The sequence below is a fragment of the Nocardia asiatica NBRC 100129 genome, assembly GCF_000308415.1.
GTDB classification, from domain to species: domain Bacteria; phylum Actinomycetota; class Actinomycetes; order Mycobacteriales; family Mycobacteriaceae; genus Nocardia; species Nocardia asiatica.
Map to the genome: position 1 here is coordinate 15,351 of NZ_BAFS01000162.1, position 11,954 is coordinate 27,304.

The following is an 11,954-nucleotide window of genomic DNA, read 5'->3' on the forward strand; positions in this document are numbered from 1 at the left end:
GACCCCGCTGGGCAGGGAGAGCGACATGAACACCGCGATCGTGGTCGGCAGCGGCCCCAACGGTTTGGCCGCGGCCATCACCTTGGCCCGTGCCGGGCTGGAGGTCACCGTGCTGGAGGCCGCCGACGAGATCGGCGGCGGCACCCGCACCAGCGAGGCGATCGTGCCGGGCCTGCTGCACGACCATTGCTCGGCCATCCACCCGATGGCTGTCGGCTCTCCCTTCCTGCGCGGCCTCGAGCTGGAGCGCTACGGATTGTCCTGGGCGTGGCCGGAGGTCGACTGCGCCCATCCGCTCGACGACGGCACCGCCGGTGTGCTGCTTCGCTCGGTCGCCGCCACCGCGGCCGGTCTCGGCGGTGACGGCCGTGCGTGGCGGCTGCTGTTCGAACGCACGACGGCCGGCTACGACCGGATGAGCGCCGACCTCATGCGGCCGTTGCTGCGCCTGCCGCGCCACCCTTTCCGGCTGGCCCGCTTCGGCATCCCCGCGTTGGCCCCGGCCACGCTGGTGGCGCGACTGTTGCGCACCGAGCAGGCCCGCGCACTGTTCGGCGGCGTCGCCGCCCACGCCTTCCATCCGCTGCACCGACCGCTCAGTGCGAGTATCGGTTTGGGCATCCTCACCGCGGGCCACGCCTACGGGTGGGCGGTCGCCGCCGGTGGATCCCAGCGGATCACCGACGCCATGGCGGCCTATCTCGGCGACCTCGGCGGGAAGATGGAGACCGGCGTCCGCGTGCGGTCGGTGTCCGATCTGCCGCCGGCCGATCTGACGATGTGGGACCTGGCGCCCACGGCGATCGCGGAAATCCTCGGTGACCGGCTACCGCCGCGCGTCGCCAGGGCCTATCGGAGTTTTCGTTACGGACCAGGCGCGTTCAAAGTCGATTTCGCGGTCCACGACGGTGTGCCGTGGACCGCCGAGCCCGCGCGCCGAGCCGGGACGGTGCACCTCGGCGGCACGTTCGCCGAGATCGCCGCCACCGAGCGCGACATCCACCGCGGCCGCATGCCGGAGCGTCCCTTCGTGCTGGTGGGGCAGCAGTACCTCGCCGATCCGCGGCGTTCGGCCGGAGACATCCATCCGATCTGGGCCTACGCCCACGTCCCGCACGATTACCGTGGCGACGCGACAGCGGCTGTCACGGCGCAGATAGAACGCTTCGCGCCGGGGTTCCGCGACCGCGTCGTCGGGGCCGGCGTGCGCAGTGCGACGGGATTCGCCGACTACAACCCCAACTACGTCGGCGGCAACATCATGACCGGCGCGAAAGACATCCCGCAGCTGGTGTTCGGGCCGCGGAAAACTCTGCAACCGTACGACGTCGGCGTTCCCGGTCACTACATATGCTCCGCTGCCACCCCACCAGGGCCGGGAGCGCACGGCATGTGCGGTGCGAACGCCGCGCGTCGAGCTCTCCGGCGAGCGGGTCTTGCAGAGTCGTCGCCGTTCGGGCGGGACGGTTCGTCCGGGCCGCGGTAGCGTCGGCACGGACGCACCCGATACCCGGTTTCCTTCGGATTCGCCAGGGAAACCGTGACCACATGGGAGCCGATGACAAGAGCCGGGTCACCGAAGACGTGCTGCGCGAACTGCTGCGGACCACCGAACCGGACGCACGCCTGGTCCTGGAAGAGGGTCAGGTCCGGGTCGAACACAGTTCCGCGCTCGAACCGCGCGGAATGCTGATCGTGACGCGCGACGAACTGGCCGACCGGCTCGGGTCCGATCCCGATGCCGCCGCGCTGGCCGATGCCGCCGCGGAGCTGGACAGCGAAGTCCGCCTCCGGGGCGCCTGAACCGGACTGCCGGGCCGGAGACTTCCAGGTCGCGGCCGCCGCTGGATCATTCAGCGGCGGCCGGGAACTCGACGCGCCTGGGATCCGTCAGCTGGTCGGCACCGCTGAACCCGCAGCGGCAGGAGCGGGCCTGGGTTCGTGGACGTGCGGGCCGAGTTCCGGCTCGTAGAGTTCGGCGATCTCGGTGGCGTACTTCTCGGCGATCACGCGGCGCTTGAGTTTCATGGTGAGGGTGACTTCGTCACCGCCCGCCTCCCAGAAGACGGGCAGCAGGCGGAATCGCTTGACCTGCTCGACCCGCGACAACTTCGTGTTGCCCGCCGCGATGCCGGCGGCGATCTGCTCGAGGACGGCGGCGTCGGCCGCCAAGGCAGGCGCCGACGCATCGAGCAGGTTGTGCCGTGCGGCGTACGGCCCGGCGGTCTCGGCATCGAGGACCACCAGCGCCGTGTTGTACGGGCGCCCGTCGCCGAGGACGGCGATGGCGCCGATCAGCGGGGTCGCCGCCTTGATCGTGTTCTCGATGTTGGTGGGCGACATGTTCTTGCCCGCGGAGTTGATGATCAACTCCTTCTTGCGGTCGACCACCCGCAGGTATCCGTCGCTGTCGATGGTGACGACGTCGCCGGTGCGCAGCCAGCCGTCGGCGTCGACCGCCTCGGCCGTCTTCTCCGGTTCGGCCCGGTAGCCCTTCATCACCAGCGGGCCTCGGACGTGGAGTTCGCCGTCGTCGGCGAGCCTGGCCCGCATACCCGGCAGGAGTTTGCCGACGGTGCCGAGCCTGGCGTCGTCGGGGTGGCTGACACTGCAGATGCAGGTGAGTTCGGACATGCCCCAGATCTCGGCGATCGGGATACCGAGCCCGGCGAAGAAACCGAGCGTTTCGGCCGGGATGGGCGCGGCGCCGGACATCGCCCAGCGCACCCGGTCGAGACCGAGTTTCGCCCGCAACCCGGACAGCACGAGCTGATCGGCGCGCACCCATTCGGCGGCCACCGCTTCGGGCACGGGCTCCCCGTTCAAGTGATGGGCGCTGCGCTGGGCGGCGACCGTCAGCGCCCATTGCAGCGCCGCTCGCCGATCGGCGGCGGGCTCGTTGGCGACCGCGAATTCCACGGCGGCCTTCAGCTTCTCCCACACGCGCGGCACGGCTCCCCAGATCGTGGGATGCAGGTCGGCCAGGGCGACGCTGATCTGCGTGGGGTCCGCGACGCAGGTGACCTGGGTGCCGAAGACCTCCTGGAAGTACAGCGCGGTGAGCCGGTCGGCGATGTGCGCGGTGGGCATGTAGGAGGTGATGGTGTCCCCGAAGCGGATGCCCAGGACCTGCTCGACGGCGTAGCACTCGAACATCAGGTTCGCGTGCGTGGTCTCCACGCCCTTGGGGTTGCCCGTGGTGCCCGAGGTGTAGATGAGCGTGGCGACGTCGTGCGGCTCGACCGCCTGCCACACGGCGTCGAAGTCGAAGTTCTCGTCGCCCGCGGCGACCAGGTCGGCGACCGACAGAGTGCCCGGCGGCGCATCGTCGACGCACACGATGTGGTCGAGTTCGACGCCGCTGGCCCGCAACGGTTCGACGTAGCGTGGCTCGCACATCACCACTCGCACACCGGCATTGCCCAGGACGTAGGCGATCTGCTCCGCAGACGCGGTGTTGTAGACCGAGAAGCTGGTGGCGCCGAGGTGCTGCGCCCCTACCTCGAGCGGATAGAAGTCGATGCGGTTGGACATCATCAAGGCCACCGCGTCACCGCGGCGCACCCCCAGCCCGGCGAGTCCGGCGGCGACCCGGCGGACCTGTGCCGCGTACTCGCGCCAACTGAGCGTGGCGGCGTCCCCTGGCGTCCGGAGCGCGACCGCGTCGGGATCGACGCTCGCGTTGTGCTGGAAGGCGGCGGGGAGCGTGTCGAAGCGTTGAGTGCTCACGAGATGTTTTCCTTCGGATCAGATGACGCGGGCCGCGTCCGTGCGGGCTTCGACCCTGCGCAGCAGGTCGTGCACCCGGGTGTCGCGTGCGAGCGCGCTGTCGAGAACTACGTTGATCGCCCCGCGCAGCAGCGCGTAAGGCTCCCAACCGGCCGGTGCGATGGTGCGCGCGGCGCGCCGCTCGATGCCGTCGGCGATGGTGCGCGCGGCGTGCGCCGCGGAGATCCGCACGTTCAACGGCCACGGCAGCAGACCGTCCAGCTCGCGGCCGAGGTCGTCGTGGTCGAGCGTGTCGTGGGTCATACGAGTGTCGACGATGCCGAAATAGGCGATACCCGCCGTGGCCCCGAAGGGCGACAGCTCCACGCGCAGCGCCCGGCCGAGCTGTTCGACCGCGGCTTTGCTGATCATGTACGGCGCGCCCGCCATGCCGGGCGCGAACGCCGCGCACGACGACACCACGACCACGTGACCTTCGGCGGCGACGACGCGATCCAGCGCCGGGCGCACGGTGTTGAACACACCGGTGAGGTTGATGTCCATGACGCGGTCGAAGTCGCGCCCGTCGAGTGTGCGCACCGTGGCCGGGCGCGGCACCACGCCCGCGTTCGCCACGACCACGTCCAACCGGCCGAAATGGTCGGCGGCGCGCTCGACGGCCGCTCGCATCGCCGCGCGGTCGGCGACATCGGCGGCGATGGCCAAAGCACGGTCGCCGAGCGCGGCGGCCGCCTCCGCGACCGCGTCCTCGTCGACGTCGACGAGGACGACCGAGGCCCGCCTCTCGTGCAGCACGGCCGCCAGCTCGCGGCCGATTCCGCGGCCCGCGCCGGTGATGAGCGCGACCCGTCCGGCGACGGGATACCCGCGGCGTCCCCGACCGATCGGGAGAATGTCGGCGATCATCTGCTCACCTCGTAGGCGCTCGTGTCGAATCGGCTGGTGCGGCGCCGGTATTCGAAGCTCCAGTTGGGGTAGAGGCCGGCGTTGAGACCGTCCGGCGTCTGGTAGTAGCTCTGGCAGCCGCCCGTCAGCCACACCGTCGAGGAACTACGGCGAGCCATCTCGGCGACGAAAGCCGCCTGTGCCGCCGGGCGCACCTCCACGCGCCGCGCCCCGGACGCGTACGCGCTGCGCAGGGCGTCGACGATGTAGGCGATCTGGGATTCGATCATGTAGATCGCGGACTGGTTCCCCGCGGCGCCGAAGGGGCCGAGCGTGCAGAAGAAGTTGGGGAATCCGGCCAGTGCGACGCCGAGGTAGCTCTGCGGCCGCTCACGGTAGACCTGGGCCAGCGTCCGCCCGTCGCGTCCGGCATAGCGTTCGTAGGCCGTGGGGATCGAGGTGAAACCGGTGCCGAAGATGATGGTGTCGACCGGATGCTCGCTGCCGTCGCGCAGGACGATGGCGTGCGGCCGGATCTCGGCGATGGGGTCGGTGACGACCTCGACGTTGGGTTGGTCCAGCGCCGGTAGGTAGCTGTCGGAGAAGATGGCGCGTTTGCAGCCGATCACGTAGTCGGGCGTGAGCTTCTCGCGCAGTCGCGGGTCGCGCACCTGACGCAGCAACTGCCACCGGCCGAGCGCTTCGTAGGGGTGCCGGAAGCGCTGATCGACCAGAGAGATGAGCCCGAACGTCTCGATCGCCGCGTAGAACCCGCCGCGAATCGCGCGTTGCGCCAGCGGGATACGCCGCAGCAGCCGCCGTTCCAAGTCGAGCGTGCGGCGATCCAGTCGGGGGACAATCCACGGCGCCGAACGCTGGAACAGCAGTAATTCGGCCACCTTCGGCTGGATCTCCGGCACGAACTGCACCGCGGAGGCGCCGGTGCCGATCACCGCGACCCGCTCGCCGGTGAGATCGTGGTCGTGATCCCAGTGCAGTGAGTGGAAGGACGTGCCGGCGAACGAATCGATCCCCGGAAGACGCGGGTATTTCGCCTCGGCGAAAAGACCTGTGGCCGAGAGCAGGAAGGTCGCGGTGAGCGTTCCGCGCGAGGTCTCGATCCGCCACAGCGAGTTCTGCTCGTCCCACCGGGCATCGAGCAGTTCGGTACCGAACCGGATGTGCCGGACGACGTCGTGCTCGGTGGCCACCGCGCGGATGTAATCGAGGATCTCGGGCTGCCGCCCGTAGGTGCGCGACCAGTCCGGATTGGGCGCGAAGGAGTAGCTGTACAGGTGCGACGGCACATCGCAGGCGCAGCCTGGATAGGTGTTCGCGCGCCACGTGCCGCCGAGGTCGTCGGCCCGTTCGAGGATCACCAGGTCCTCGAAACCGGCCTCGCGCAATTTGATCGCCAGGCCGATGCCGCCCAGCCCCGCGCCGACGATCGCCACGGGTGTGTGCTCTGTCCGATCGGTTGTCACCGTGGCTTCCTTCCGTGCAGAACCGTGACGAGCAGGTCGACGATCGTGTCCACGCGGTGGTCGCGCCGGAACGAGGTCAATGGCAGGGGAGAGGGAAAGCGCTGCCGCGTCGTCGCTTTGGCGTAGGTGAACTCCTTGAGCCCGTCCGGACCGTGGACGCGGCCGAAGCCGGAGTCGCCCACGCCGCCGAGCGGCAGTTCGGGGATGGTGGCGTGCGCGACGAACGCGTTGATCGAGGCGCCGCCCGCGCGGATGCGGTCGGCGATGTCGCGCCCCTTGCGGCGGGCGAAGACGGTGGCGCCCAGCCCGTAGGCGCCCCGGTTCACCAGCTCGACGGCCTCGTCCATGTCCCGGACCTTGGTGACGGTCAGCGTCGGACCGAAGGTCTCCTCCGTCACCGCGGCCGCGTCCTCGGGGACGTCGACGAGGATGGTCGGCTGGACGAACTGCCGATCGATGGCGTCGGGGCCGCCGAGCACGGCCCGCGCCCCGCGCGCGAGAGCGTCCTCGATGTGGCGGCGGACGATCGCCAGCTGTTTCGGCATGGTGATGGGACCGATCTTCGAATCCGGCTCGCCCGCGCGGATTTCCGACGCTGTGCGCACCAACTCGGCGAGGAACCGCTCGTAGACCTCGGCGTGGACGTAGACCCGCTCCACGGCGAGGCAGGTCTGCCCCGCGTTGGACAACCCGCCCCAGACCGCCGCGTCGGCAGCGGCGGCGAGGTCGGCGTCGGCGTCCACGATCAGTGCGTCCTTGCCGCCGCACTCCATCAGCACCGGGGTGAGATTCTCCGCGCACGCGGCCATGACGAGCTTGCCGGTGGCGGTCGAACCCGTGAAACCGATCTTCCCGACATCGCTGCGGCACAACGCGTTACCGGTCTCGCCGAGACCGGTGACCACCTGCAGGACCGGTTCGGCGGGCGCGGTGCGCGCGAATGCCTCCGCGAGCCACAGTCCGACGCCCGGGGTGTACTCGCTGGGCTTGAACACCACCGCGTTCCCGGCGGCCAGCGCGAAGGAAATGGAGCCGAGCGGGGTGAACACCGGGTAGTTCCACGGTCCGATGACGCCGACCACGCCGAGGGGGCGGTATTCGACCGTCGCGGCATGGTTGAACGTGAGCAGACTCGACGGCACGGCACGACGCCCCAGCACCTTCTCGGCGTTGCGGGCCGCCCACCGCAAGTGCTCGAGGGCCATGGCGATCTCCAGCTTGGCATCGGAGATCGGCTTGCCCATCTCGCGATGGATGAGCTGCGCCAATTGGTCTCGGCCCCGCGCTATTTCGGCCCGCCAGGCGTCCAGGTGCCGGGCGCGGCCGACGAAGCCGAGCTCGCGCCACCAGGCCGCGGCCGTGTGGGCGGCGGACACGACGGCATCGACTTCCTGGCGGTCGTGCACCGGGTAGGTGCCGACCACCGCGCCGGTGGCCGGATCGCGCACGTCGAATGTCGAGGCCACCGACGGTGCGGAGGTACTGGTGGAGACGCTCATCGGGTGCTCTCCCTGGATCGGCGGCGGATAGCCAACGCTGTCCCTTTCATGTGGCGGTCTCAGAGGTCGACCACGAGGTGATCGCCCGCGGCGCGGGAGACGCAGACCAGCATCTGGTTCTCGCGCTCGGCCGGAGTCAGCGACCGGTCACGGTGATCGACGGCGCCGGAGACGACCCCTACCTTGCAGGTGCCGCAGAAGCCCTGCCTGCAGGAGTACGGGGTGTCCGGCAGTTCGCGGTGGATCGCGGCGAGCGCCGTTTCGTCGGCCGCGACCCGGATGGTGGCGCCGGTGCGGGCCAAGGTGAGATCGAACTCGGCGCCGTCGACCACCGGGAGGGCGGAGAACCGTTCGGTGTGCAGCGATCCGGTCGGGTTGAGCTCGAACATGCACCGCTGCGCTGCTTCCAGCATCGGCGGCGGCCCGCACACGTACACCGCCGCGCCGGGACGGGCGCGGCACAGCAGTGCGGCGACGTCCGGCGGGCCGAATTCGTCGTCCGGCCTGATCTCGGCATCCGGCAGGTCGGCGAGAAACGGCATGGTCTCGCGCGAGCGGCCGACGTACACCAGTTGCCCGCGCGCACCGGCCGCCTTGACCATCGGAAGGATCGGGGTGATGCCGATGCCGCCGGCCAGGAACAGATACGAGGGCGCGTCGACGAAGGTGAACGCGTTGCGCGGCCCGCGGATGCGCAGGTCGTCACCGACACGCAGCGATCGGTGGATCTCGCGCGACCCGCCGCCGCCCTCGGGGATCAGCCGCACCGCGACGCGATACCGGAATCGGTCGCTCGGGTCTCCGCACAGGGAGTACTGGCGCTGGCGGCCCGATGGCAAGAAGATATCCACGTGAGCGCCCGGCCGCCAAGCGGGCAGTGGCCCGCCACCGGCCGCGCGCAGCGTCAGGCTCACCACGTCGGCGGCTTCGCGCTCGATCGCGGTGATTGTGGTGTCCAAGTCGAATCCGGTCCGGCGCACGGCGTTCGGACGCGACAGCAGCGTGGCGGTGCGTCCGGTGACGAACACTTTCCGATAGACGTCCATGACATCGCCCAGCAGACGCAAGCCCGGAGGCGCCCCGCGATCGGCCTGGGCAAGCGCTTCGCTCATCACCGCGCCGCCCGCGCTGCCGGCGAATGCGCCAGATAGCGCAGCGCCTTGTCCATCGGCCCCAGTTGCGACGGATGGAATCCCGGTCGCAGATACCGTGGCATTTCGGTGATGAACACGGTCCATTTCGGAATGACGCCACGCCGGGTGGCGCTCCAGAACTGCAGGCCCCAGAACCGGCCTTTGTCCGGCGACGGGTCCTTCCGGTACAGGTAGGCGGTCGAGACGATGAACAGCGGCAGCAACGTCGCGCTCGCCAGGATCGCCGTGCGGGCTCTACGCGCGTAACCGCCGTCGAGATGCATGAACGCGTCGTAGACGACGCTGCGGTGCTCCACCTCTTCGGCCCCGTGCCACCGGACCAGGTCCAGCATCGCCGGGTGCATGCCCTTCTCCGCGAGGATGTCGGCGTTGAGCAGCCATTCCCCGAGGACGGCGGTGTAGTGCTCCATGCCCGCGAACAGCCCCAGCCGCTCCTTGAGCCACTCGTCTCGCGCGCGGCCGGTCAACCCGTGGTCGCCGAGGATGCGATCGACCAGCCAGCCGACTTTGGCGACGTAGGAGTCGACGTCCAAGCCGATCGATTGCAGGTGCCTGCGCGCCGCTTCGTGACTGTTGGCGTGCATGGTCTCCTGGCCGATGAATCCGGTCACCTCCTCCCGCAAGCGCTCGTCGTCGATGTGCGGAAGGGCCTCGGCCAGTGCCTGCGCCATGGCTCGTTCCCCTTCGGGCAGAACCAGGTGCATCACGTTGACGATGTGGGTGGCCAGGGCCTCGCCCGGCACATAGTGCATGGGCACGGAATCGAAATCGAAATGGACGTCGCGTGCGTTGATCGCATGCGCTTCGTCGCGATACCGGCGCTGCGTCGCGCCCGCCTGCTCAGCCATGACTCGACCGTACATAACAACAAATCGCATTGCAATGTTGCAGCAACAACTTGTGCGGAATGTTGCAGAAGGGGTGTGTTTTGCTAGCGTTGACCTATGCCCACCGCGTCGAAGGCCACCGCGAGCAGCGAAAACGCCGCCGGAGTTCTGGTCACCCGGATCCTGGACGCGGCCTTGGTGCTGTTCGAGCAGGTCGGCGTCAAGAAAACGACGATCGAGGAGGTGGCTCGCAAGGCGGGCGTGGACCGGGTGACCGTCTACCGCCATGTCGGTGGGCGCGACGACCTGGTGCAAGCCGTGATCAGTCGCGAAGTGGCCGCCGTGCTCGCCGAGATCGCCGAGATCCCCGACCGTCACGACGACATCGGCGACCTCGTCGCCGACATCTTCGTCACGGTCATCACCCGCTGGCGCACCAATCCGCTCGTCGAACGCATGCTGGCGCTGGAACCGGCGCGCGTGGTGCTCAAGCTCACCGTCGACGGCGCCGGTCCGTTCGCCATGTCCGTCCACACCACCGATACCGCGCTGCGGCGCGCCGTGGAGCGGGGAATCCTCGCCCCCGCCCCGGATTCGACCACCCGCGCGGAGATCGTGTGCCGGATCGTCCACTCGTTGATCCTCGCGCCGCACGGACTCACCGAACTCCGGACCGACCAGCAGTTGAGCGATTTCGCGCGAACGTACCTGGTACCCGTGGTGGCCGGACCGAGCGACCTGCCCCGCTGAGGTCGTCCGGTCCGCCGATCGCCGCTGCCACGTCGCCGATCCCCGGGGATACGGTCCCGCGATCGGTTCTCGGGACCTGCCCACGCGGTAGCGGCGTCCGGATTCCGGGAGAAAAAGCGGCCCCTTCGGTTCCGGCGCGACAACCGCATTCGGCGACTTGTAGGGTTCCCGGAGAGCCGGAAAATGTGCGGCGCGGGCGCGAAGGAAGGAACAGCGGGGATGTCGGACGCTTCGGTCGAGGTGCTCCTGGACGACTTCGAGAACAAGGACAACTGGGAGCTGTCCGGAGACGGGGCGGACCGGACCCATCTCACGACGTTCGTCGAGGGAGCGCCGAGCAAGCGGCCCGGGGTGTACGCCGACGGCGTCGCGGGCGCCGACCACCGGGCGCTCGTGCTGCTGATCCGCTCCGCCGCCGATGATCTCGAGGTCGACCTCGTGGTGAAGTCCGGGCAGAAGTTCTCGATCGCCGGGCGATTGGCGGCGCTGAACCTGTGGGTGCGCTCACCGCACGCGTCGATCCGGGTTTCGGCGCGGCTGCGCGGCGCCGGGCAGGACGAGCGAGAACTGGTCCTGGGGAACGTCTCCGCCACCGGAGAGTGGCAGCGGCTCGAACACGACTTGGCCGAGCCCTGCGACGACAGCGACTTGATCGCGTTGCGGATCCGGCTCACCCACGTGGTGAAGCGGGAAGGGGAAGCCATGATCCTGCTGGACGACTTGACCGCCCGTACCTCGGCATGAGGCGCAGGGGGATCCGCACTGCCCGCGACGAGGATCCCCGCCCGACCGGTCCCGGGCTGTAGCCCAAAGCGAACGGTCGATACCTCCGCTGGACGTGGCTGAAACTCAGCGCTGCACCTTGTTTCGGGATCGTCACCAGATGCGGTCCTGACAGCGGCGCCGGTGTGCGCACTGATCAGTGTGCCGCCGAACAGGTACGCGCGCACCAGCGGATCGAGTTCGCCGGCGTGCGTGAACGGGCGAAGCGCCCGGCATGACGAACCGAGCGAGTTTCCGCCATATCCTGCTCGGCCGCAGCACTTTTCGCCAGCAGCGGTTGGCGCGGCTCACCGGTGTGCCCGGTTGTTCGATTCCCGGTGCGGTCGAGGTCGGCGGCACTCCGCCCATCGCACCCGGTGCACCGCCGCGATCCGCAGCTCCACAGGTCTTCGAGCGTGCCCGGAATCCGTCCGCCCTGCCCGCCCGGCCATCGCCCGGCCGGGTTCGCCGTGGCGTGATCCGGGGCTTCGGCGCTCACTTCGGCCGAGCCGGTGAGACAGCGCGGCAGCGGCGGATAGCTGAAAGTGTGCAGGTCGACGGCTCGGCGCGCGGTCATGTGGGCGGCCGAGCGTGGCGCGACCGCTCGTCAACCGGCTCGCCGGACTACGTGCCGTTGATCATGTCGTACGCGTTCCTGAGGTGTGGCTCCGCCCTTTTGGTCCGTCGTCGCCCTACCGAACCCGCTCCGATGATCTTGCCATCCGAAGCGGTCCAGCCAACGAAGAGATTGGGGTAGCTGAATGTTGACCATGGGTTGAGCGTGGAGGAGGAGGGGTGTTGAACGCGATGACCTGCACAGTGGCCGTCGTCGGCGCGGGCTTCGGTGGCATCGGGATGGGGGTC

General features: G+C 69.4%; 11 protein-coding genes. 4 read left to right on the plus strand and 7 right to left on the minus strand.

Features of this window, described 5'->3' with window-relative positions:
* Positions 1 to 25: 25 nt before the first annotated feature.
* Both ON27_RS15340 and ON27_RS15345 read left to right on the plus strand, forming a co-directional pair.
* Positions 26 to 1,486 (plus strand): phytoene desaturase family protein, encoded by a 1,461-nt coding sequence (locus tag ON27_RS15340; RefSeq protein WP_051046629.1) that lies wholly within the window; start codon positions 26 to 28, stop codon positions 1,484 to 1,486.
* A 62-nt stretch (positions 1,487 to 1,548) separates the two neighbouring features.
* A complete protein-coding gene (locus tag ON27_RS15345) occupies positions 1,549 to 1,803 on the plus strand; it encodes a hypothetical protein (protein WP_043726623.1) in 255 nt (84 codons plus the stop codon).
* A gap of 87 nt (positions 1,804 to 1,890) precedes the next feature.
* On the opposite strand, the gene fadD11 is transcribed toward ON27_RS15345, so the two are convergent.
* Genes fadD11 through ON27_RS15375 form a run of 6 tightly spaced genes read right to left on the minus strand, consistent with a single transcriptional unit; the run spans position 1,891 to position 9,599 of the window.
* Positions 1,891 to 3,729: a fatty acid--CoA ligase FadD11 gene (fadD11, locus tag ON27_RS15350; RefSeq protein ID WP_043726625.1), complete on the minus strand. Its 1,839-nt coding sequence runs from the start codon at positions 3,727 to 3,729 to the stop codon at positions 1,891 to 1,893.
* An 18-nt stretch (positions 3,730 to 3,747) separates the two neighbouring features.
* Positions 3,748 to 4,635, minus strand: coding sequence for a short-chain dehydrogenase/reductase (locus ON27_RS15355; protein WP_051046630.1), 888 nt, complete (start codon positions 4,633 to 4,635; stop codon positions 3,748 to 3,750).
* Positions 4,632 to 6,098, minus strand: a complete 1,467-nt coding sequence (locus tag ON27_RS15360) for a flavin-containing monooxygenase (protein WP_043726628.1) — start codon at positions 6,096 to 6,098, stop codon at positions 4,632 to 4,634. Before ON27_RS15360 ends, ON27_RS15355 begins: the two co-directional genes overlap by 4 nt.
* Positions 6,095 to 7,597, minus strand: coding sequence for an aldehyde dehydrogenase family protein (locus tag ON27_RS15365; protein ID WP_043726630.1), 1,503 nt, complete (start codon positions 7,595 to 7,597; stop codon positions 6,095 to 6,097). Before ON27_RS15365 ends, ON27_RS15360 begins: the two co-directional genes overlap by 4 nt.
* 59 nt (positions 7,598 to 7,656) lie before the next feature.
* Positions 7,657 to 8,709, minus strand: coding sequence for a PDR/VanB family oxidoreductase (locus tag ON27_RS15370; protein ID WP_043726632.1), 1,053 nt, complete (start codon positions 8,707 to 8,709; stop codon positions 7,657 to 7,659).
* Positions 8,709 to 9,599 (minus strand): metal-dependent hydrolase, encoded by an 891-nt coding sequence (locus ON27_RS15375; RefSeq protein ID WP_043726635.1) that lies wholly within the window; start codon positions 9,597 to 9,599, stop codon positions 8,709 to 8,711. Before ON27_RS15375 ends, ON27_RS15370 begins: the two co-directional genes overlap by 1 nt.
* A 96-nt stretch (positions 9,600 to 9,695) precedes the next feature.
* Between ON27_RS15375 and ON27_RS15380 the strand changes: the two genes are divergently transcribed.
* On the plus strand, positions 9,696 to 10,328 hold the full coding sequence (locus ON27_RS15380) for a TetR/AcrR family transcriptional regulator (RefSeq protein WP_043726638.1): 633 nt from the start codon (positions 9,696 to 9,698) through the stop codon (positions 10,326 to 10,328).
* A gap of 219 nt (positions 10,329 to 10,547) precedes the next feature.
* Complete coding sequence (locus ON27_RS15385; protein ID WP_157227199.1) at positions 10,548 to 11,072, plus strand: hypothetical protein; 525 nt, start codon at positions 10,548 to 10,550, stop codon at positions 11,070 to 11,072.
* 642 nt (positions 11,073 to 11,714) lie between these two features.
* Here the strand turns inward: ON27_RS15385 and ON27_RS44340 are convergent.
* Positions 11,715 to 11,954, minus strand: a 240-nt coding sequence (locus ON27_RS44340; protein WP_218003001.1) for a hypothetical protein, incomplete at its 5' end; no start/stop codon positions are given.

Bases quoted from the DNA above. Each gene is read 5' to 3' on its own strand.
- ON27_RS15340 (WP_051046629.1), top strand. From the start codon at position 26: ATGAACACCGCGATCGTGGTCGGCAGCGGCCCCAACGGTTTGGCCGCG.
- ON27_RS15345 (WP_043726623.1), top strand. From the start codon at position 1,549: ATGGGAGCCGATGACAAGAGCCGGGTCACCGAAGACGTGCTGCGCGAA.
- ON27_RS15355 (WP_051046630.1), bottom strand. From the start codon at position 4,635: ATGATCGCCGACATTCTCCCGATCGGTCGGGGACGCCGCGGGTATCCC.
- ON27_RS15365 (WP_043726630.1), bottom strand. From the start codon at position 7,597: ATGAGCGTCTCCACCAGTACCTCCGCACCGTCGGTGGCCTCGACATTC.
- ON27_RS15370 (WP_043726632.1), bottom strand. From the start codon at position 8,709: ATGAGCGAAGCGCTTGCCCAGGCCGATCGCGGGGCGCCTCCGGGCTTG.
- ON27_RS15375 (WP_043726635.1), bottom strand. From the start codon at position 9,599: ATGGCTGAGCAGGCGGGCGCGACGCAGCGCCGGTATCGCGACGAAGCG.
- ON27_RS15380 (WP_043726638.1), top strand. From the start codon at position 9,696: ATGCCCACCGCGTCGAAGGCCACCGCGAGCAGCGAAAACGCCGCCGGA.
- ON27_RS15385 (WP_157227199.1), top strand. From the start codon at position 10,548: ATGTCGGACGCTTCGGTCGAGGTGCTCCTGGACGACTTCGAGAACAAG.